This window comes from Lactobacillus sp. Sy-1 (genome assembly GCF_019303535.1).
In the GTDB taxonomy this organism is placed as follows: domain Bacteria; phylum Bacillota; class Bacilli; order Lactobacillales; family Lactobacillaceae; genus Nicoliella.
This window is the reverse complement of sequence record NZ_JACCIU010000001.1, coordinates 453,639-478,810: the sequence shown is the minus strand read 5'-3', so window position 1 is coordinate 478,810 and position 25,172 is coordinate 453,639. Positions and strand designations below refer to the sequence as shown.

Here is a 25,172-nt window from a genome sequence, read left to right as displayed (position 1 = left end):
GGTATTCTGAGCAGCAGCATTAGATGCAGCAGCGGATGCTGATTGAGCATCAGCACTTTGCTTATCTGCAGCAGCATTGGCAACTGAGTTAGCGAGGGAGGCAATTGCAAGTTGGTTATTAGCAATTGCATTATCACTAGCAGCCCTTGCAGAAGCGCTGGATGCCGATTGAACAGCAGTTGAAGCGACCGCAGAGGCATTGGATGCAGCTTGAGCAGCGGAACTAGCTAAGCTTACCTGAGCAGCAGCAGAGGCGTTTGTAGCGGATGCAGCTGATTCATTTCCGGCACTTGCGTCGCTCTTGGCAGCAGAGGCATAACTAGCTGCAAGTGAAGCAATAGAACTAGCAACAACCGCAGCGTTACTTGCTGAATTAGCAGCGGAACTAGCAGTACTCTTAGCTGACTGAGCCTGTGAATTTGCAATATTAGCATCACTAGTTGCTGAGTTCGCAACGGAAGCAGCGGAACTGGCAACGGAGGCTGCCGAGGTAATTACCCGGTTGGCAGAGTGAGCAGCAGCAGTACTGCTAGTTTGAGCAGCATAGGAGTTAACCTTAGCGGTTGTCGAAGCAGCTTGGCTAGTTGAAGCACTGGCTTGACTAGCATAACTGGATGCTAATGAAGCATCGTTGTTAGCGCCACTGGCATCACTAGCGGCCTTACTGTTATTAGTAACGGCAGCTGATGAGGATGCATCAGCACTTGAGGCTCCCTTGCTACCTGCAATCACTGCAGAACTAGCAGCTGAATCAGCAGAAGTAACGGTTTGAATAGCACTTGAAACAACGGCTGCGTCACTAGCAGCTCTTGCAGAAGCACTCGCAGCTGATTGAACCGCAATCGAAGCAACATTAGAAGCACTAACGGCTTGAACAACAGCAGAACTTACTAGGTTAGCAACACTATTGGCAGCTGAATTAGCACTGTTAGCAGCTGATTCAGATCCAGCACTGGCGTAACTCTTAGCAGCTGAGGCATAGCTAGCGACAATTACTGCATTGGAGCTAGCAGCAACACTGGCAGCATTAGCTGAGGCAGCGGCAGCACTAGCAGCAGCCTTAGCTGATTGAGCTACCACATTGGCTACCGCAGCATCTGAAGTAGCGAAGCTAGCTACTAATGCAGCTGACTTAGCAACTCCAGCAGCTGAGGCAACTACTTGGTTGGCTGAGTTTGCAGATGCAATGCTACTAATCTGGTTCGTGGTGCTATTAACAGTACTATCACCACTAACCGCTTGACTATTAGATGCACTAGCCTGACTAGCATACTGGGATGCCAAGACAGCGTCAGCATTGGCGCCACTAGCAGCACTGGATGCTAATGCGTTATCACTATTAGCCTTCGTTGCAGTGGAGTCAGCGTTTGAAGCGTCTTGACTACCAGCTGCAGCAGCGGAGTTAGCAGCGGAGGTAGCGGAGGTAACGGTTTGAAGCGCATTGGAAACCACAGCAGCATCGCTAGCAGCTCTAGCAGATGCACTGGCTGCGGATTGAACCGCAGTTGATGCAGCCTGACTTTGAACGACAGCAGTTGATGCGGCAGCACTAGCAGCAGCAGCTTGTTGTGAAGCGACGACGTTGGCACTAGCGGCAGCAACGGAGTCCCCTGCTGAAGCAGCACTCTTAGCAACTACAGCGGCGGATGCAGCAGCAGATGCGGCGGTGCTTGCGTTGGCACTAGCGGTGTTAGCGGAAGCAGCAGCATCACTAGCAGCACTCTTAGCCGATTGGGCAGCGGTGTTAGCTTCGCTAGCATCAGTGGTAGCAGAACTAGCAACTACTGATGCAGAGTTAGCAACGGAAGCTAAACTGCCAATAACGGTGTTAGCTGAATGAACAGCGGCAACGCTATTGATTTGAGCAGTCGTACTAGTTACTACGCTATCGTTAGATGCGGCTTGACTATTAGATGCACTAGCTTGGCTAGCGTAACTAGCAGCCTTAGCAGCAGCAGCGTTAGCTCCACTCGCAGCAGTTGAAGCAGCAGCGTTGGCACTGGCAGCTTCTGATGAGGAAGCACTAGCACTGGCAGAACCTTGGTCGCCTGCATTAGCGGCGGATGAAGCAACCGCATTGGCAGAACTAGCTAATGTGGCAGCATCAGTAGCAACCTTAGCGTCGCTTGCGGCTCTCACTGAAGCACTGGAAGCGGAGGCAACGGCAGTCGATGCAGTTTGACTATCAACAACTGCTTGGGATGCAGCTGCACTAGCATTAGCTGCTTGAGATGCAGCAACTGAGTTAGCAATTGAAGCTGACTTAACATTTCCAGCAGCAGCATAACTATTCGCACTAGCAGCAGCTGATGAAGCAGCTTGCGCCGCTGTTGAAGCTGTTTGAGAAGCGCTATTAGCATCAGCGGCAGCGGAACTAGCAAGGCTCTTAGCTGATTGAGCATCCGCATTAGCAGAGTTGGCATCAGTATGAGCGGAACTAGCAACGGAAGCAGCGGAGCTAACCACTGCAGCAGCCGAACTAACCACTACGTTGCTTGGATGTGCTGCAGCGTAGCTATCTGCAGAGATAACGTCGTTGGCAGCAGCGCTATCAGCGTTAGCAGCGATGCTAGTGGAAGAACTAGCTTCACTGGCATAACTAGCAGCCTTAGCAGCATCGGAGTTAGTGCCACTCGCAGCGTTCGAGGCCGCCGTATTAGCACTGGCAGCTGCGGATGAGGAAGCACTAGCACTGGCAGATCCTTGGTCCCCTGCGTTAGCGGCGGATGAAGCAACCGCATTGGCGGAGGTAGCAACGGAAGCAGCGGAAGCGGCAACTTTGGCATCACTTGCAGCTCTCACTGAAGCACTAGCTGCGGAAACAACGGCAGTCGATGCAGCTTGACTTTGCACAACCGCAGTTGATGCAGCAGTACTTGCATTGGCAGCTTGTTGTGAAGCCACGACGTTAGCACTGGCAGCAGAAGCACTATCTCCAGCGGAAGCATAACTCTTAGCAGCGGAGGCAGCGGAAGCAGCAGCAGTGTTAGCACTAGCGGCAGCAGCACTGGCGTTGTTAGCTAAGCCAGCAGCAACACTAGCGGCAGCCTTAGCTGATTGAGCGTCCACATTAGCGGAATTGGCATCGACATGGGCAGAACTGGCAACGGAAGCAGCCGAGTTAACAATTGCAGCAGCCGAACTAACCACAGTGTTGCTTGGGTGGGCTGAAGCATAGCTGTTTGCAGAACTGGCGTCGTTAGCAGCAGTACTATCCGAATCAGCAGCAGCACTAGTGGACACACTCGCTTGACTAGCATAACTAGCAGCCTTAGCGGCATCGGAGTTGGCACCACTTGCAGCGTTGGAGGCCGCCGTATTAGCACTGGCAGCTGTGGATGAGGAAGCACTGGCACTGGCAGAACCTTGATCCCCTGCGTTAGCGGCAGATGAAGCAACCGCATTGGCGGAGGTAGCGGTCGTCGCTGCATCAGAAGCAACCTTAGCATCGCTTGCAGCTCTCACTGAAGCACTAGCTGCGGAGACAACGGCAGTCGAAGCAGCTTGACTTTGCACAACCGCAGTTGATGCAGCAGTACTTGCGTTAGCAGCTTGTTGTGAAGCTACAACGTTAGCACTGGCAGCAGAAGCGCTATTTCCAGCTGATGCGTAACTCTTAGCGGCTGATGCAGCAGCTGATGCAGCATCATTTGCACTCGCAGCAGCAGCACTGGCGTTGTTAGCTAAGCCAGCAGCTACACTAGCGGCAGCCTTAGCTGATTGAGCATCCGCATTAGCTGAATTAGCATCAGTGTGAGCGGAACTAGCAACGGAAGCAGCGGAGTTAACCACTGAAGTAGCCGAGCTAACTACTGAGTTACTTGGGTGAGCTGAAGCATAGCTATTTGCAGAACTGGCGTCGTTAGCAGCCGTACTATCTGAGTCAGCAGCAGCACTAGTGGATGCGTTAGCTTGACTAGCATAGCTAGCAGCCTTAGCGGCATCGGAGTTAGCACCACTCGCAGCGTTGGAGGCCGCTGTGTTAGCACTGGCAGCTGCGGATGAGGAAGCACTAGCACTGGCAGAGCCCTGGTCCCCTGCGTTAGCGGCGGATGAAGCAACCGCATTGGCTGACGTAGCAATCGTCGCTGCATCGGAAGCAACCTTAGCATCGCTTGCGGCTCTCACTGAAGCGCTGGATGCGGAGACAACGGCATTCGAAGCAGCTTGGCTTTGAACGACAGCCGTGGATGCAGCAGTGCTTGCATTGGCAGCTTGTTGTGCGGCTACAACGTTAGCACTGGCAGCAGAGACGCTATCTCCAGCGGAAGCGTAACTCTTAGCGGCTGATGCAGCAGCTGATGCAGCAGCATTTGCACTAGCGGCAGCAGCACTAGCGTTGTTAGCTAATCCAGCAGCTACACTAGCAGCAGACTTAGCTGATTGAGCATCCGCATTAGCGGAGTTGGCATCAACATGAGCAGAACTAGCAACGGAAGCAGCGGAGTTGACCACTGAAACAGCTGAGCTAACCACTGTGTTGCTTGGGTGAGCTGAAGCATAACTGTTTGCAGAACTGGCGTCGTTGGCAGCAGTGCTGTCTGAGTCAGCAGCAGCACTAGTGGATGCGCTAGCTTGACTAGCATAACTAGCAGCCTTAGCGGCATCGGAGTTAGCACCACTCGCAGCGTTGGAGGCCGCCGTATTAGCACTGGCAGCTGTGGATGAAGAAGCACTGGCACTGGCGGAACCTTGATCCCCTGCGTTAGCGGCGGATGAAGCAACCGCATTGGCGGAGGTAGCAGTCGTCGCTGCATCGGAAGCAACCTTAGCATCGCTTGCAGCTCTCACTGAAGCGCTGGATGCGGAGACAACGGCAGTTGAAGCAGTTTGGCTTTGAACGACAGCATTAGAAGCAGCAGTACTTGCATTAGCAGCTTGTGCGGCAGCGGAAGCATTTGCGTTAGCAGCTGCAGATTCATCCCCATCACTAGCGTAACTCTTAGCAGCGGAGGCATAACTGGATGCCAGACTGGAAGCGTTAGCAGCATTAGCACTTTCAACTGCAGCTGATTGAGCAGCATCACTAGCAGCACTCTTAGCTGATTGAGCATCCGAATTAGCGGAGTTAGCATCAGCATGAGCGGAACTGGCAACGGCAGCAGCAGAGTTAACCACTGAAGCAGCCGAGCTAACCACTGTGTTGCTTGGGTGAGCTGAAGCATAGCTGTTTGCGGAAGTTGCAGCAGTGGAAGCTGTGCTGTCCGAGTTAGCGGCAGCACTAGTGGATGCATTAGCTTGACTAGCGTAACTAGCGGCCTTAGCGGCATCAGTGTTGGCACCACTAGCAGCGTTGGAGGCCGCCGTATTAGCACTAGCAGCTTCTGATGAAGCAGCAGCGGCACTTGAATCATCCTGAGTCCCAGCGTTAGCAGCGGCACTAGCAGCAGCATTAGCACTAGCGGCTTGACTAGCAGCCGTCGAGGCAATCGATTGATCGTTGTTGGCCCGACTAGTAGCAGCGGAAGCATCGTTAGTAGCGTTGCTTGCGGCAGCGGCAGCATTGGATGCAATTTGTTCTTGAGCAGCAGCACTATCAGCATCGGCGGCAGCACTAGTTCTAGCAGCATTCCGTGATTCTGGTGATAGGCTTGGGTTACTTGCATCAGCAGCGGCACTAGATGCAGCACTCTTAGCAGCAGAAGCTGCAGTTTGAGCTGAACTAATTGCAGCTGAAGCAGAGTTAACTACTGAAGATGCGCTGGATACAATTCCATTCGCAGCACTAGCATCAACAGCAGCTTGACTAGCAACTACTGAAGCAGAGTTAGCAGTGGAGTTAGCACTAGCAATAACTGAATTCTTAGGATGAGCTGAAACTTGAGCCGCGGTTGCACTAGCAGCGGCACTGGCACTAACTGAATCCTTCGTAGTGTTAGAAACAGCAGCACTGGTTGCAGCAGAATCACCACTAACCGCGGAGCTGTTGCCAGCAACAGCGGTAGCATAACTATCGGTTGCGGAATCAGCATTGGAAGCCCGCTTATTACTTTGATCAGCATCGTAACTAGCTGCTCTAGATTGAGCATCCGATGCAGCACTCGATGCAATTGCTGAAGCTTGACTTGCGGCACTCGATGCAATTGCAGCATTGGAAGCAGCAATTGAAGCAGTAGAACTGGCACTGGCTACAACGTCATCTGCACTTTGCGCAGCACTATTTTGAACATCAGCTGAGTTGGCAGCAGACTTGGCTTGCCCATTATAACTATCAGCAGCGGCGCTATCTCCGGCGGAAGCAGCGGAAGCAGCTTGACTAGCATAGTTGCTAGCAGCACTGTTTGCTGCGGTCGCATTACTTCTGGCAGTCGACGCAGCGCTGGAGGCAGCATCAGCGGTAGATGCAGCACTCGATGCTTGGTTGGCCGTTGAAACAGCCGATTGAGCAGCAGCACTGGCTACACTAGCAGCAGATGAAGCAACCGTTGAATCACTAGCAAGGGCTGAAGCAGTTGATGAATCAACTAGACTTTCTTGGCTAGCAACCGATGAGGCCACTGCAGAAGCACTTTGTGCATCGTTTGCTTGAGAACTAGCAAGACTAGCCACCTTCGCATTTTGAGTCGCAATCGAACTAGCAACACTGGCGTTATTAGAAGTAGCAGCGTTGTTCTTACCAGCACTAGTGTTAGCGTCAGAAGCAATACTTTCAGCAACTGATGCGGAACTAGCGATTGATGAAGCAACACTAATTTGTGAGTTTTGAGTTTTAACAGCTTGACTAATTGCAGCACTGGCGGCAGATGCAGATGCAGCAGCATTGGATGCTGCACTAGAATCGGCCTGTGCTCTTGCCGCAGCACTTGATGCAGAATTAGTTTGAGATTGAACAGTGACAGCAGCGGAAGCAGCAGTTGCACTAGCAGCAGAAGCACTATTAGCAGCTTGAACCGCTGCACTTGCATAGCTGTTTCCAGCTGAGTAGTCCTTAGCAGTATAAGCTGAAATTGCATTGGAGTTAGCAACCGAAGCATCACTAGCTGCCTTTTGAGCGAGTGAGTTTTGGTAACTAGCTGTGTTAGTAGCAGCGTCTGCATTGGACTTAGCAATCGATGCTTGAGCATTGGCAATTGAAGCGTCGGATGAAGCACTGGATGTAACTACATTTGCAGAGTTAATTACGGAAGCAGCTGAACTAACAACAGCGTTACTTGGGTTAGCTGATACAGCGCTACTTGCGTATTGACTAGCTGCATTAACTGCGGAAGAAGATACTACTGTTTGTGAATTAGCAACTGAAGCTTGACTTGCATAGGTAGAAGCCCATGAATCATTAGCAGCCGCCTTAGATGCACTTACGGAAGCCCCACTTGCATATGATGGTGCAACTGAATTAGCACTCGATGCAGCACTAGTGTTAGCAGAAGCAGCAGCTGAGTTAGCATTACTGCCCTTATTAGCATCACTACCTGCAGCAGAAGCAACTGCGTTTGCTGATTGAGCAACGGAGTTTGCAGCACTAGCAGCGACGGCGGCGTTTGAGGCGTCCTTAGCTGCTTGAGCGGCAGCAGCGGAGGCATTGGTAGCAATCACTGCTTGAGCAGCAGCGGCAGCAGCGGCACTCGACGCAGCATCAGCATTGGACTTAGCAGCTGACATGTTTCCAGCAGCAGAAGCAGCATCAGCAGCCTTAGCATAACTCAATGCAGCAGCAGAATCGTTGCTGGTTGCGTTATTAGCAGATGAAGCAACGGAGTTCGCACTATTTGCCGTTGATGATGCAGTAAACGCATCACTAGATGCACTGAGTGCAGTTCCAGCAGCACTCGATGCTACCTTAGCAGCAGATGAAGCAACGGAGGCATCACTAGCAATTGTTGGATCAGTTGGGTTGTTAGATGCAGCATTAGAAGCGGCATTAGCAGCATTTTGAGCACTAGTTGCAGCAGAACTGGCAGCATCGTTATCGGAACTAGCAAGTGAAGAACTGGAATTGGTTGCGGAACTGTTAGCTACGGTTCCTGATGCAGCAGAACTAGCAGTTGATGATGCACTCGATGCGAGTGGTTGAACGGATGCAGCTTCACTAGATGCAGCCGTATTAACAGTAGCAACGGAAGCAGCTAGGCTAATCTTCACATTGGAAACAGCATTAGCAGCACTATTGGTAGCGGCCTTTGCTGAAGCAGCATTTTGTGATTCAGTAGTTGCTTGTTGAGCAGCAATCACTGCTTGGTTAGTATACGAGGAACCATTGGAAGCAGCTTGACTTGCAGCAGAAACTGCTGAAATTGCTTGGCTAGCAGCAGTGGAAGCATTAGCGCTATCCCCATTAGCAGCATAGCTATTTGCAGCCTTAGCATAACTTTGGGCAGCACTAGATGCAGTGACCGCAGCGGCATATTGAGAAGATGCCAATTGAGAAAATGAATTTGCATTCGAACTATCGCTAGCAGCATTAGCAGCAGCCGTTGATCCAGCAGCAGATGCATTCGAAGCATTTGCTGAATATGAAGCAACGAGAGCAGCATCAGAAGCAACTGAAGAATCAGTTGGGTTAGCAGATGCAATGCTGTTAACGACTGAACCATTAGCACTCAAGTTAGCAACATCACTACCGGTTGCGGCAGAACTAGTTGCAGCATTGGAAGCATTGGAAACAGCAGAACTAGCAGCAGCACTACCATTAGTTGAAGCGGTAGAAGCAGCACTAACGAAATTATCAGCTCCAGCAGCAATGGTTTGAGCATTCCCAGCACTAGCAACGGCTTGACTAGCAGCAATTGCACTAGCAGTGGCAGCACTAGCAGCGGAAGATGCATCAGCAGCAGCCTTGGAATCGGCAGCAGCCCGAACTGAAGCACTGGTAGCCCGACTATCAGCATCTGAAGCAGCTGTTGAAGCCGCTTGAGCACTAGATAATGCAGTATCAGCGTTTGATGCAGCGGAAGCAGCTTGACTAGCAAGACTCTTAGCACTATCACCATGAGCGTTAGAGGCAGCAGAAGCATATGAATTGGCCTCTGAAGCAGCCGTTGAGGCAGCAGTAGAAGCAGACACCGCGTTGGAAGAAGCAACGTCAGCATCTGACTTAGCCTTAGATGCATCAGCAGAAGCGCTGGTTGCATCGGCGGAAGCAGAATTAGCTGCTGAACTAGCTGAGCTAACCACTGAAGAAGCACTAGCAATTACAGCGTTACTACTGTCGTTACTAAAGATACTATTAACAACGGAAGCAGCTGCGTTAACCCCACTGGTTGCTACACTGGCTTGGCTAGATGAAACATTCGCTTGACTAGACTTAAGTGAAGCATCATTAGCAGCATTAGAAACGCTTGCATTGATTGAGCCAGCGGCGCTACTATCACCCTTGGCACGATTAGCATCACTACCAGCATCTGAAGCTTCACCACTATCAATTGTGTTCCCAGCTGAATTTTGGGCGCTGGCAGCAGCACTGGCAGCTGCAGATGCATTGGCTGAATCAGCAGATGCGGCAGCAGAGGCCGACTGAGCAGAACGGTTTGCATTGTTAGCAGCTTGGTTTGCGGCAGCAGCGGAGTTAGAAGCAGCAATTGCATCTGAAGCATAGGATTTAGCAGCAGAGGCAGCACTAGAAGCAGCAGCTGAATCTCCAGCTACGGAAGCAGAACTAGCAGCGCTTGATTCCAAAGCAGCATTGCTAGCAGCATTTGATGCAGCAGTCGAAGCAGCAATTGCATTACTGCTTGCAGCTGAAGCAACTACAGATGCTGATTGAGCAGCTGAATTTTGAGCACTGGCATCCTTAGATGCGGAAGTGGCAGCTGAAGTAGCACTTGCAATCGCTGAAGCAGCGGCTGAAAGTGAACTATTGGATGGGTTAGCAGAAATCATTGAGTTAACCACTGAAGCCGCCGAGCTAGTTGCAATTGAGTTACTGTTAACAGCTTGTGATGAAGCAGCAACACTGTTAGCAGCAGCTGAAACCGCAGTTGCGGCAGAACTTGTGTTGATCGTTTCAGATGGAACTGGGGTTGCAGCACCACTTGCCACGGCATTAGCAGAACTAGCAACACTACTGTCGTTAACAACTTGACTAACGTTAGCTGACGCAGTTTGCGCAGCTGAAGCAGCAGCTGAAGCAGCACTTGAAACCACTACTTCGGCACTCGATGCAATGCCTGCTTGTGAACTAGCAACTAATGCAGCACTTGATGCTGAATCACGAGCTGCACTGGCAGCTGAGTTAAGACCCTCAGCTGCCTTTTGAGCAGCAATCGCATTAGATGCATCGGCAGAAGCAGATGCAACATTTCCGGCATTCGCATCAGATTGAGCCGCAATGGCAGCAGAGGATGCAACTGAAGATTGCACACTAGCAGCACTGGCAGCTGAAGAAGCGGCGATTGCAAACGAACTAGCAGCTGTCGATGCTGAATCTGCAGCGCTGGATGCATTGGTAGCATTCGTAGATGCTGAATTAGCAGCCGTTGAGGCAGCACTAACCACACTAGCAGCACTACTTACGACTGTGTTGCTAGGGTTAGCACTTTGTAAGCTAGCCACCGTACTAGATGCGTTAGTGACAGAGCCCATGGAATTATTAGCAGCATTCGATGCAGCTTCAGCATTGCTAGAAGCAAGTGATGCATTGGATGCAAAACTACCTGCTCCATTGGCGGAACTTCCGGCAGTTACCCCTGCTGAGCTAGCAGCAATTGAAGCTGCCCGAGCAGCACTTTCAGCTGAAGTAACGTCATCATATCCACTTCCATTAATGGTGTGAATGTAGTTATTTGCTGATTGAGCAGCAGAGTTAGCTGTAGATGCATTGGTGCTTGCTGATTGAGCAGCAGCACTCGCACTACTCATATCGTTAGCAGCAGACGAAGCATCCTTGTTTGCGGCACTGGCATCAGCGGCTGCAGAAGTAGCAGCTGAGGCAGCTTCACTAGCAACCTTAGATTGAGTAGCAGCAGTTGAAGGATCACCGTTTGATGCAGCATTTTGAGCAGCAGCGGAAGCAGATGCGATTGCACTGGCAGCACTGGATGCTACTGAGTTAGCACTAGCAACCTTGGCACTATCACTGTTAACCCGTGATTGAGCTGATTGAGCAGCAGAATTAGCACTCGATGCAGCACTCGATGCAACTTCAGCACTCGATGCAGCAGTTGACGCAGTGGTAGCGGCTGATTGCATTGCTGAGTTATCAGGATGTTCACTGGCCATTGAGGCAGCAGCGGAGGCAGCGGAGCTAGCAGCGTCCGCACTATTACTTGCACCAGTACTACTGTTTGCTACACTGTTAGCCACAGAACTCATTGAGCTTGCAGCTTGGGAAGTGTTAGCAGAATTGCTTGAAATTGCATTTGAAGCCGTAGATGCCTTTGCAGAGTCGCTGGCAATGCTATTAGCAGTGTTAATAGCAGCACTAGCAGCTTGCGCAGTGCTTTGAGCGGCACTGGCAGCTTGCGCAGCGGAGCTAGCAATTGATGAATCAGTAGCAGCCCGATTTGAAGCTGATTGAGCAGCTGAGGCAGCGGCTGAAGCATTATTTTCAGCATTCGATGCAGCACTATTAGCGTTTGCAGCGGCACTGGCAGCTGAATCAGCAGCACTAGAGTTATATGGACTAGCACTGGCAGCACTGTTTGCTGCAGCATCAGCGCTATTTGCTGATTGAACAGCAGCGGCAGCAGATGCAGCGGCAGCAGATGCAGATGCATTTGCAGCACTGGCCTGACTAGCAGCAGTCGAGGCATCAGCACTAGCTGAAGCAGCGGCAGAACTAGCTTGAGTCGCAGCACTATTAGCGTTTGAAATTACTGAGTTGCTTGGGTAATTGCTTGCAATTGAACTAACAACTGCTGAAGCTGAATTAGTAGCAGAAGTAGATGAACTAACTTGGGAACTAGCATTCTGAGTCCCACTATTTGCAATTGAGGCAGCACTTGCGTAGCTACTTGCATTGTTAGCGTGGGCAGATGCGGCACTGGCAGCGTTAGAAGCCCGGTTAGAATTCAATGAAGCATTTGATGAATCAATCTTTGCAGACCGACTTTGTGCATCAGCAGCGGCAGAACTTCCAATAGAGCCTGCAGAACTAGCAACGGATGCAGCGGAACTAGCAATTGAAGCAGCAGTAGAAGCCGCATTAGATTCACTATCAGCAGCTGAACGAGCGGCATTCGCAGAATCCGCAGCATTTGAAGCGATAATTGCTTGAGAAGAAGCAACGGATGCAGCGGAACTTGCGGTAGAAGTATCACCAGCAGCTGCAGCACTCGCAGCTTGGCTAGCAGCAGTAGAAGCCGCTGCCTTAGCACTGTTAGCAGTAGCAGTTGCAGCATTTGCAGAAGCAACCGCACTTGTCACTGCGGCACTCGCAGCACTAGCACTATTAGTAGCATTAGATGCAACTGAATTGGCACTCGATGCAACTACGGAAGCTGAGCTAGCGATGGATGCATCAGACGCAATCGAAGCATCACTAGAATGACCAGATAATGCAGAGTTTGCAATTGAATTGGCACTAGCGGCATCAGAATTAGCATTGGATGCAATTGTGTTAGCACTAGATGCAACACTAGATGAGATTGATGCGTTTGAGGCATCATTAGAAGCAGCTGAATTAGCATCGTTAGTCCCATTACTGTCGGTTGCAGCCTTAGAAGCAGCAGTAGATGCGGCACTCGCAGCACTAGCGGCACTAGAAGCGTATGAATTAGCAGCATTAACTGCACTAGTTGCCGAGTTCAAAGCCCCATTAGCAGCGTTAGCAGTATTGGAAGCCACAATGGATGCTGAAGTAGCAATGGATGCAGCGTTAGATGCGGTGGATCCGGCAGCGGAAGCAGCAGTTGAATCAGCTTGCGCTGCGGTAACAGCTGAACTAGCGTCAGATGCAGCTTGAGTTGCGCTCCGGGCGTACTTATCACCATCAGAGTAACTTCCTGCTGCGTATGCAGAAGAAGCAGCAATGCTGGCAGCCTTAGCAGCAGATGCAGCAGAAACGGCAACTGAATTTTGTTGAACAGCATCGTTGGAAGCGGAATCAGCAACCGATTTAGCATTTGAAGCAACTACATTCGCACTAGATGCAACAGTATTTGCTGAGTTAACAACTGTAGTTGCTGAGCTTACGACGCTATTAGCGCTAGCAACAACCTTATTTTGTGGGTATTGAGAAGCTAAGCTATTTAGTTGAGTTGCATCATTTGAAACAACGCTAGTTGAACTCCCGGTTCCACTATTAGCGTCGCTAGCAACCTTCGCATAGCTATCCGCATTGGAAGCAGCAGTGCTGGTGGCGCTAACAATAACGGAAGTCGTGTTAGGAGCAAGTGAAGTCGTAGCACTAGCTGTTTGAGCAGCATTATTACCAGAAGTAGCATCAGATGAGTTAGCAGATGAAGTGGCACTACTCTTAGCATTGGCATCACTATCTGCAGAACTAGCTACGGCAGCGTTTGATGCAGCGGCACTGGCGGCACTTGAAGCAGCGGCAGCAGCCTTTGAACCAGCATCCTTAGCACTAGCAGCTGCAGCAGATGCGGCACTAGCTACGCTCGCAGCGGATTGAACCCTTGCAGCAGCACTGGCAGCAGCACTGGCAGCACTGGCAGCTGCAGAGCTGTTATTAGCTTGGGCTGCGGAAGATTCGGCAGCGGATGCAGATGCAAAGTCGCTATTTGCTGAACTAGCAATAACATTTGCGCTAGCTGCAACCGAGTTAGCATTCGATGCAGTTGAAGAAGCACTAGATGCAACTTGGGAAGCTGAACTAGCGGTGTTTGCGTTGGATTTAGCAGCACTGGCAGCTGATGAAACTACGCTAGCATCTGAAGCAAGTGAAGCATCAGATGGGTTAGCAGAAGCAATTGAGGCAGCATCTTGTGAATCAATTGCAGCACTATCAGCAGCTGACTTAGCATTAGAGTTAGCACTACTTGCAACTACTGAATCATTGTTAGTAGCTGAACTTGCATCACTGGTTACCCCAGCAGCATTTGAAGTTGCAGTTGATGCTGAAGGAATGACGCTCCCTGCAGAACTAACTACACTATTAGCACTCGAAATTCCGGCTGAAATAGCATTCGAAGCATCACTAGCAGCGTTTGAAGCCACTTGAGCAGCACTAGAAGCAACTGACTGATCAGAAGCAGCTCTTTGAGCAGCACTAGTGGCACTTTGTGCAGCTGAGTTTGCAGCATTGGAAGCGTTATTTGCACTCGTTAATGCAGTATCAGCATTCGCAGCAGCAGATTCTGCTTGACTAGCTAATGACGAAGCTGTGTTCCCCTTTGCAGATGCGGCCCGGGATGCATATGAACTAGCCGTTGAAGCAGCGGTGGAAGCAGCAGTTGAGGCAGCCTTAGCACTAGCAACGGCAGCATCAGCAGAAGTCTTAGCGGCACTAGCAGCACTATTAGCAATCACAGCGTCAGAAGATGCTGATGAAGCAACAGCAGAAGCTGATGCAATTGCAGACGAAGCGCTGGATACCACTGGGTTAGCACTATTATTGCTGTTTAAGCTGTTAACTGCAGAAGAGGCAGCATTAATTGAACCGGCAGCATTACTAGTAAGTGAGTTTGCTGAACTTGCATCAGCAGAGGCCTTGGATGCGGCATTGGAGTTTAATTGTGCAGAACTATATGCCTGTCCTGCAGCGGTACTATCTTGTCCCGCCTTGGCAGCAGCTGAGGCAGCGGCAGATTGATTCCCACTATCTAGCGCATTGGAAGCAGCTGCAGCGGCCGATGAAGCATCGTTAGCAGCCTTGGATGCAGCGGTACTGTCGCCGGCAATTGCAGAATTAGCAGCATCAGCAGCCTTACTTGCGGCTTCAGCAGAAGCACTTGCGGAGTTAGCAGCGTTACTATCGGCAGAAGCTTGGCTTGCATATGAAGCAGCAGTGCTGGCAGCAGTTGAAGCAGCACTGGTGTCCCCTGCCTTAGCAGCGGAACTAGCAGCTACGGATTGAGCAGCGGCCTGACTGGCAGCATCAGCGGCGGCTGAATTAGCAGAACTGGCCGTAGAACTAGCAATGGAAGCAGTCGTGCTTGCTGATTGGGCGATTGAGTTTTGATGTGATGCGTCAGCACTCGCAGCACTCGCAGCTGAATAAGCACTACTTACAACCGAAGTGGCACTGTTAACGGCACTATTACCAGGATTATTGGATGCCATTGAAGCAACGGAATCCTGAGCATTGGAGGCGCTGGTCGTAGCTTGTGAAATGGCACTGTTAACTGAACTAACGACACTAGCAACTGATGAAGCACTCGCAGCGCTTGAAGTTGCAGAACTAGCCACTGATGGAACGGAACTAGCAGTAGTTGAAGCAGCGGTGGAAGCGTTCGCTGCAGATGAATTAGCAGCATTCCCACTAGCAACGTTAGCAGCGGCAGCATCAGCAGCGGCCTTAGCAGCAGCGTTGGCGCTAGATGCAACTGATGAAGCTGTGTCTGCCTTAGCAGAAGCTGTATTAGCGTCAGAAGCGGCACTGGATGCATCTGAGTTAGCACTAGATGCATCATCAGCAGCACTTTGGGCAATGCTTGCTTGGTTACTAGCAGTTGAAGCAGCAATGGATGCCGCAGCAGAATTACCATTAGCAGCAGCGGAGCTTGCAGCTATCGACGCAGAACGCGCAGCAGAGGCAGCAGAACGGGCAACACTATTGGCACTGGATGCCTTAGCATTATCTGAACTAGCCCGGGTATTAGCAGAGCTTGCAGATGCATTTGCATTCGAAGCATCGACAGAAGCTGAACTTGCAGCAGCACTTGCAGCACTGGCTACTGAATTAGCACTGGAGACAACAGTATTAGATGGGTTAGCAGAGGCGATTGATGCGGTCGTGCTTGCGTATGAAATTGCACTAGAGGCGTTATTGCTAGTTGCAGCAGTAGAATTAGCAACGCTAGCAGAGGCTGAAGCAACGGAGTTCGCGTGGGAGGCAGCATTCGATGCGTCAGCAGATCCATTAGCAGAACCAGTTGCAGCACTAGATGCTTCAATAGAAGCCTTGTCTGCATTATCAACAGCAGTAGATGCAGTACTATTGGCAGCTGAACCCGTATTGGTATTGGCAGCTGCAGATGAAGCAGCAGCACTAGCAGCTTGCGCAGCATTAGCAATTGCAGTAGATGCACTGGCAGCCTTAGATGCAGCAATAGATCCGGCAGCAGCTTCACTAGCAGCGGAGGCAGATGCAGCGGAGGCAGCACTGTTATCAGCATCAGCGCTAGTTTGGGCGTTTTCAGCTGAAGTAGCGGCAGCACTAGCCCCAGAAGCATCTCCAGCAGAAGCCTTAGAATGGGCCACGGCGGCAGCAGAACTAGCAATTGAAGCTTGGGTGCTGGCATCAGTAGCAGCTGAGTTAGCAGTAGCAGCATATGAACTGGCAGCGGAACTGGCAGAATTAGCAGCACTGGATGCATCGTTGGCATCCTTAGAAGCAGATGCAGCGGTTGATGATGCACTTGCAATTACTGCGGAAGCGCTACTTACTGCAGTATTGCTTGGGTAAGCGCTTTGCATGCTGTTAACTGCACTCGAGGCATCCGTAATTGAACTAATCGATTGAGCAGCCGTGCTTGATGCAGCACTAGCAGCCTTAGAGTAACCATCAGCAGCAGATGAAGCGCTAGTGGCTCCACTAGATGCGTTTGAGGCATCATTAGCAGCAGCGGAGGCATCACTCTTAGCAGCGCTAGCGGCGCTATCCGCAGCGTTAGTAGCCTTGTCACCATTCGCTGCATTCGCTGCATCTTGAGCCGCCTTTTGAGCAGCAGCATTCGCACTGGCTGCAACTGAAGAAGCAGTGGCTGCCTTTGCGGAGGCAGCATTCGCACTAGCAGCAGCGGAGGCAGCGTCAGAATTCGCATTAGATGCGTCATTTGCAGCACTTTGGGCACTGGAAGCTTGTTGACTCGCAACGTCGGCAGCACTTTGGGCAGCAGATGAATTCCCATTCGCAGCAGCTACACTGGCAGCTGCGGATGCAGAACGGGCAGCACTGGCTGCGTTGCTTGCAACAACGTTAGCACTAGCTGCTTTTGCGTTGTCTGAATCAGCTTGCGATTTAGCAACTGAGGCAGTAGAACTGGCATTATTGGCATCGTTGGATGCGGAACTAGCTACAGTAGCAGCAGATTGAGCCACGGAGTTAGCACTTGAAACCACCGTGTTACTTGGATTTGCAGACGCAATTGAAGAAGCCGTATTAGCGTACGACTGTGCAGATGAAGCAGCTTCACTAGTGGCAGTGCTAGAACTAGTAACACTGGCAACATCTGAAGCAACGGAGTTTGCGTGGGAGGCAGCATTCGATGCATCAGCAGATCCATTAGCCGAACCAGTAGCAGCACTGGATGCTTCACTAGATGCCTTGTCAGCATTGGAAACGGCAGTGGAAGCTTCGGCGTTAGCCCCTGATCCAGCCTGGGTATTCGCAGCAGCGGTACTTGCAGCTTCACTAGCAGCTTGGGCGGCACTAGCAATTGCGGAGGAAGCACTAGATGCCTTTTGGGAGGCAGCCTTTCCGGAAGCCACTTGAGAATCAGCAGCGGTACTTGCGGCTTCAGCAGTTGAACTATCGGCCTCGGCTGATTTTTGAGCGGTTTCAGCAGCGGAAGCAGCGGAACTAGCTAATGCCGTGTTTCCAGCAGAGGCAGCAGAGTGTGCAATAGAAGCAGCATTACTTGCAGCGATACTTTGAGCATTAGCATCTGAAGCAGCAGAACTAGCAGTTGAAGCGTAAGAACTAGCAGCAGCACTAGCCGAGTTAGCGACACTGGAGGCATCGGTGGCGTCCTTAGTAGCAGCACTAACTACCACAGCGGCACTAGAAATTGTAACAGCAGCACTACTTACGGTTGCATTACTTGGGTATTGACTCGTCATTGCGCTGATTGAATTTTGTGCGGAAGCAACTGAAGTTGCTGATTGAGCAGCAGTACTAGAAGTAGCACTGGTTTCAGATGAGTAGTTATTTGCAGCTGTGTTAGCACTGGTAGCCCCACTAGTAGCATTGGATGCTGCCTGATTGGCAGCGGATGCAGCTATACTGGCAGCCTTAGCGGCAGAATCAGCAGCATTAGCAGCAGAATTCCCATTATTAGCAATCGAAGCGGCAGCAGCATCAGCAGATTGAGCAGCAGCATTGGCACTGGATGCAACTGATGAAGCTGTATTAGCTTTCGCAGAGGCAGAGTTAGCATTAGATGCAGCTGAAGAAGCATCGGCATTCGCACTCGATGCGTCGGTAGCAGCATTGGATGCTACGATGGCTGCGGATGCAGCTTGACTAGCAGCGGTCGATGCCCCAGCTGAATCACCGTTGGCAACGGCTTGGCTAGCTGCAGTTGAAGCAGAACGGGCAACGCTGGCTGCGGAACTAGCAGTATTATTAGCAGTAGATGCTTTTGAATTGTCAGAATCAGCTTGACTCTTAGCAGCAGATGCAACTGAACTAGCGCTATCAGCGTCCTTAGATGCAGAGGCAGCATCAGAGGCAGCAGAATTGGCAACGGAGGCAGCACTCGAAATGGCTGGATTACCGGAGTTTGCATTAGCAATGGATTGTGCATCATTAGCATATGAGTTAGCAGATGATGTGTCATTACTAGTAGCGGTACTAGAATTAGTAACACTGGCAACGTCTGAAGCAACGGAGTTAGCATGGGATGCAGCATTCGATGCATCAGCAGATCCATTAGCAGAACCAGTTGCAGCGCTAGATGCAGCAATAGAAGCACTATCGGCACTCTTAACAGCGTCGCTAGCGGTATTATTAGCAGCGGAACCACCATTTACGTTAGCAGAAGCAGCAGAAGCAGCTGAGGAAGCAGATTGAGCAGCACTCGAAATTACTGCGGAATCACTTGCTGCACGGTTGGCAGCACTCTTGGCCTTTTCAGCTTCACTGGATGCAGCGGAAGCTTCTGAAGTAGCGTTACTACTGTCAGCAGATGCTTGAGCAGCAGCTGATTGGGCAGTTGAGTTAGCAGCACTGGCAGCATTGGCATTCCCAGCATTAGCAGCTGAAGAAGCATCAGCAGCAGCTTTAGATGCAATTGCAGCTTGCGAACTAGCATCAGCAGCAGCTGAACTTTGTGCAGCAGCATGTGAACTAGCAGCTGCGCTGGCAGAATTAGCGTCACTTGATGCCGAAGTAGCATCATTGGCAGCAGAACTAGCAGTTGATGCAGCACTTGAAATTACCGCAGATGCACTCTTGACAGCTGCATTACTTGGGTAAGCACTGTTCATGCTATTTGCAGCATTTTGGGCTGGAGCAATCGATGATGCAATTGATGAACCAGCGGCTGCAGAGTCTGCACTCGCAGCAGAAGATGCACTCTTCGCAGCATCGCTGGCACTATTAGCACTTGATGATTGTGTAGCAGCACCAGAAGCATCAGCAGCAGCCTTAGCTGCAGCAGCAGATGCGGATTGAGCATCAGTAGTAGCAGAGCCCGCAATTGAATTAATCGTATTATTTGCAGATTGAACAGTGTTATTTGCTGATGAAGCAACTGAGTTAGCACTGGATGCAACAACGGATGCACTCGATGCGATTGAAGCCTGAGAACTGGCATCGTTATTAGCGTTGGATGCGTCATTTGCAGCATTAGAAGCATTTGATGCTTCACTAGCAGCGGTACTTGCTTCAGCACTGGCGGTTGAATGATCACCAGCAGCAGTAGCAGATGATGCGGCAGCAGATGCGGAGTCAGCAGCAGACTTGGCAGCACTAGCGGCAGCATTTGCAGATGAAGCCTTAGCATTATCACTATCAGCCTTACTCTTAGCATCTTGAGCAGTAGAATTAGCATTCGATGCAACACTAGCAGCAGAACTAACTACTCCGGTGGCAGAAGATGCGACACTAGCGGCGCTAGAAACTGCTGAATTCCCTGAATTAGCAGCAGCAACTGACTGGGCATTACTATTAGCAGAAGATGCAGCGGCAGATTCTGAATTAGCTGACGAATTATTAGCTGATGCACTAGATGCATCAACACTAGCGGAATTAGCTCGTGAGGCAGCATTCGATGCATTTGATGAACCCCCATTAGCAGCAGTTGAGGCAGCATTAGCAGCACTGGATGCAATTGAACTAGCACTATCACCAGTACTTGCAGCAATACTACTTGCAACAGAACTAGCATTAGCTGCAGCAGAGTTGGCAGCAGTAGCAGCAGCACTGGCATTCTTTAGGTTTAAAGCAACCACTGATTCAGCTGACGAAGCCCAACTATTAGCAGATGATGCAGCTGAAGTGTAGGTATTAAGATTATCATTAGCAACAGAAGCAGTTGAACTTAAAGTTGCAATTGAAGATAGCTCAGATTGAGCAGCTGAACTATTTCCGTTTAATAGGAACTGTTGTGCAATTGAAGTGGCAATTAAAGCAGCTGAAGTAGCACTTGAAGCAACCACATAGGCACTGCTTGCGCTACTTTGCGCAGCGTCGGCATTGGACTTGGCTGATTGGGCATCCACATTAGCAGATGAACCAGCTGAAGCAGCAGTTGACAAAGTAGCTGAAGCTGAAGCAGCAACTGATTGATCATTAATAATATCTGAATTGGATGGGTAAAGACTGGCGATACTATTAACACTGGTAAAGTCTGAATCAACGGCAGCCTTGTTGCCATTAATTGTGCTATCTTCGGTGCTAGCTTGACTGGCTAATGAGTCAGCACCAGAAACTTGGAGACTCGTGTAGGCAGAGCTAAGGACAAACGCAGCAATTGCGGCACTCATTTCGTCAGAAACCGCCTGGGAAGCAGCAAGTGAACCACTGGCGTTAATAGAAGTAACCGCTGATGATTGATTGTATGCAACGGCAGCTGCCGAAACGGCCTGGGAAGCATAAGTTGAAGCTGCATTATTAACTGAGGTTTGTGCAGATGCTCCTGAAACCAGTGTGAAATTATTAGCTGCACTGGAAGCTAAGCTAGCGTAAGAACTTGTAGCAGAGGATGCCGCAAAGGCAGATGCAATTGCTTTGCTAGCCGCAACACTAGCGGAACTGGCTAATGATGATTGTTTAATGGCATCGCTATTAGCAGCACTAATGGCAGCAAAAGCGGAGCTCACCGTAGTAGAATAACTAGCATTCTTAGCAGTTGTACTACTATCACTGGCTAACGATTGTGCGGAACTATTAAAACTAGCAACCACAGTAGATGCACTTGAAGCCACACTAGAGTATGAGGTCATATTGCCAGCAACTGATTGAGCCCCAGTTGCGTACGAACTAGCAGCAACTGATGCAGAATTAGCGGAACTATTGTAAGAACCGGTACTATTAGCAACTTGTGCATTTTGAGTAATCGTTCCACTAGCAGTACTACTATTATTTACAATGGATGTAGTAGCTGGGTTAAGGGTACTATTGGTAGCGACTGTACTACCACCACTATTAGCAATTTCAGCCTGGTTATTAGTAACTCCATATTGAGCATCGATTTTAACATCAGTTGGCTGTGCAGAAGTGGCGTTTAAAGAACGTGTGTAGGTGTAAGTGTAAGTTCCATTGGAATTAGATGTGAAGTTTGCGACTGGAATCGCAACCGTGTATGCATTCCGATAGTCAGATTCAGAAACCCCGGAAGATAAAACAGCTTGGTCAGGATCAACTAGCATCCCACTAGTGGTAGTAGCAGCACTAGCCGGATTATCACCAGAGCTTGGCGTTTCATCTATCCCATTAGTCGTTACCCGAACGTAAACATATCCATTATTGCTGTTAACATTAGCTAATTCAAGATTCGTAGAAACTGAAAACTTACTCAATGAACTACTATTGACAACTAGGTATGGTTGCCCACTGATGTAAACAGTTGGAACGGCATGGAATGATAGATACTTGTTATTAGCATTGTCAAATGAAGTTAACGTGTTATCAGCAACCTTTTGACCTGCCTGGTTCATAACTGAAATTACACTTCCTCCGTTACCGGAAGTAGTATCAATTTTAACCACGTATTGTGGTGTAGAATCGGTAGTCCCATCAATTTGACCAATAACAGAATAAGCAGTAATTGGCGTAGTGTGGAAGAAGTTACCAGCACCTGGTTGAGTTGAATCATAGGTTAACCCAGTCTTACTAAAGATAACGTTATTCCCAGGATTATTGATGGTAACGGTACCAGTATTATCAAGCAATGTCATTGCCTTATTAGTATTAGCACCATCAGCATAGATTAATAAATTCCCACGGTTTTGAACGTTCAGGTTCCCAGAAAGGGTAACTAAGTCGCCACCAATATTGCTAGCATTATTAGTAGCATGAACACTAAGGGTTCCTCCATCTTGAACCATAACATTACCGGCGATAGAAATAGGGTTGGTATCAACTGGGTTATTATTATAAGTGACGTTTAGTGAACCACCGTCAATATTAACGTTCCCACCAGAAGCAACATAAAGCGCAGATGATGCCCCGTTTCCAGGAGTAATATTTAAAGTGGCCCCCTTCCCAATCGATAGGTTAGAGTTATTACCAGTTAGCAATAGTCCTCGAGAACCCCTTGCTCCATTACCAGAATAGTAATTTTCAGGACTTCCATTGGCTAAGTTTGTATTAGGAACTAAGTTCATGGTAGCTCCTTGGTCTAGCTTAAGACTTCCCCCTAATTCAATATTATTTCCATCTTGAGTTTGCCCATAGTAATATGCATTTGGCAATAACTCCATGTTAGTAACTTGGAAGTTTTGTTGCGTAGGTGCGTCAGTGATCTGATTGGTTCTAAATGGACTTGTGTAGTAGTATTCACTAATTACACTAACCCCACCATCAATGTATAGGTTAGGCAAATTAGGTCCATAGAATAACTGAGAGCCCTCAAAATTAAGGTTTCGATAGGTTAAACTTCCCGAAGTTGAATTATAAAGGTTAATTGCACCATATTCATTGGTCCCATACAGCTTAGCGAAGTTTTCAATCGTTAAACTCCCAATATTGTATGGGTTCTGGTGCATTTGGTATAAATCAGCAATATGATTTTGCCCGTTAACAACGATGTTAAGATTGGAATTAGATGGAGCGTAAGAACTAGCTGAAGAGTACTTATAGTCACTAGTGAATTTAATCGTGTTCGTTCCACTGTTACTAAGCGCAAGAATCGAATCCAACGTTCCATTAGGAGTGTTATAAGTAATAAAGTAATTATTTTGATTATTAACCTTATTGGCAACATCATTATAACCATATTGGTAGTTATTAGTAGTGCTGCTCTTTTGCGAGGTCGTTAGGGCCGTAACACTTGAAAGGTTAGTGTGTGACTGTTCATTAGTAATCGCAGCATTCGCCCCAAGGTAGGCCTGAATATATGGATTATTAGTATTCGTGGAAGTATTCAAAACGGTGTAACTTCCGTTACCATCGGCCCCATTCCAACGCCCAGTTTCAGCATCATACGCCCCTTGACGACCCAAAAAGTAATCAATCGCGTAGTTATAAGCTAGGCTTTGGGTTGGTGCTGCAGTGTTAATTCCAGTTCCAGTTAAGTTTCCGGCAGTACCGCTCTTAACGTTATTTCCAGAAGTCGCCTCAGCACTATCACTTGGCGAATTTACTACTTGTGCTGAGTTACTACGGTTAACAGAACCACTGGTGTAACTAGTGGTTTGACCTAGGCCACCAGAACCATAAATTGCAGAACCAGATTGAGTTCCGGCACTAGCGTTTAAGCTATTGTAAGTGTTGTAAGCATTAATAGTAGCATTGTACCCTTGAACGTAAAATGCATTACTGGTCGTAAACGTATCAGTAGTATCATCAGCTGACTTTAAGTCATCTGGATGAAGGGAGTTCCAAGCAGCCACCGCTCCGGCATTGGCAGCGTAGTATGCTTGAACCCCATCTGAGAATCCACTAGCACTTTGTGAAGTAACACTGGTGCCAGAAAAGGCAGCGGTCGAAGCAGCTGAAAGTCCACCAGCAAATGCTGAACTGTATGCACTGTAGGCGCTAGATGCAGAAGCAATCGCACTTGCAATTGCAGTGGAAGTAGCGGAGTTGCTATTGCTGCTTGCTGAATAAGAGCTTCCATTTGAAGCTGCTGAATAAGCTGCAGCATATACGGAACTAGCAACTGAAGAATTATAGCTATTTGCATAACTAGCAACCCCACTATTGAAGTTAGCATCGGAACTAGTAGCAACTGAAGTGCCAGCTTTAGCTGCAGATACAGCTGCTGAGAAACCAGCACTAATGGCAGCGCTAATTTGGGCGGCAGTGGATGATGCAGTTGCACCAACTGTCATCCTTACACTTAATCCATTCGCAGCGGCAACTGAAGAGTAGTATTCTGAAACCCCAGCATTAAATGCAGAGTTAGAATTGCTAGCTAATGAGGTCCCTGCTGAATCGGCAGACGAAGCTGCAGCAAAACCAGCACTCATTTCATCAGCTGACGATGAAGCAGCAGCTACGGATGAATCAAATTCCAAAACACCCTTATTGAAGTTATCATCATCACTGATTGCAACACTAGTACCATTTTTATTAGCTAAAGAGGCAGCAGCAAAACCAGCGCTTTCAGCTGACTTGACTGCTGCACTTGAATCATTACTAGTCGATGAACCACTATCAGCACTGTCTGAAGAAGTTACAGAAGAACTGCTATCCTTGCTATCAGAGCTAGCTGAACTGGTTGCTGAACTTGAACTAGCACTACTGGAGCTAGTACTATCAGCACTACTGCTGGTCTTAGCATTAGAACTAGCTGAACTAGTTGATGAGCTTGAGCTAGTAGTATCATTACTACTGCTGGTCTTGCTATCGGAACTAGCTGAAGACTGACTACTGGAACTAGCTCCACTAGTAGCCGTGGAAGTGTTACTAGTAGTACTTCCGTCTGACGCACTAGTGGTGCTATTAGATGTGCTAGTTGTCGATAATGAATCACTTACGTTTTGATCATTACCACTAGCAGAATCTGATCCATATGTAGAGCCAGTATTTACATCGGCTTTAACTGTGATGGCCTTCTGACCAACCAGTGCCGAACCCCCTAGTAAAGCTAACATGGATAGGGAGACAACTACCCATTGCTTCTTCACTTTCCGGAGAATTTTTTTATCATTTACTTTATTAAATTCAAATTTATTATAAAGCATAAGGACATCCCCTTCGATATCTAAACATAATTCATAGGACGAGTTAATTTATAATTCAACCCACTTATACATATTGCTAGTGTACCACTTATTCAATTGAT

Annotated in this window: 1 protein-coding gene (only partly in view); it reads right to left on the bottom strand. The window is 49.0% G+C overall.

The genetic code is table 11. The features are described from left to right. Positions 1-25,071 carry the 5' portion of a DUF5776 domain-containing protein gene (locus HZL42_RS01855; protein ID WP_219054012.1) on the bottom strand. The gene continues 2,070 nt to the left of window position 1, outside the view, so the window shows 25,071 of its 27,141 coding nt (coding positions 1-25,071); it begins with the start codon at positions 25,069-25,071; the stop codon falls past the left edge of the window. Positions 25,072-25,172: the final 101 nt, after the last annotated feature.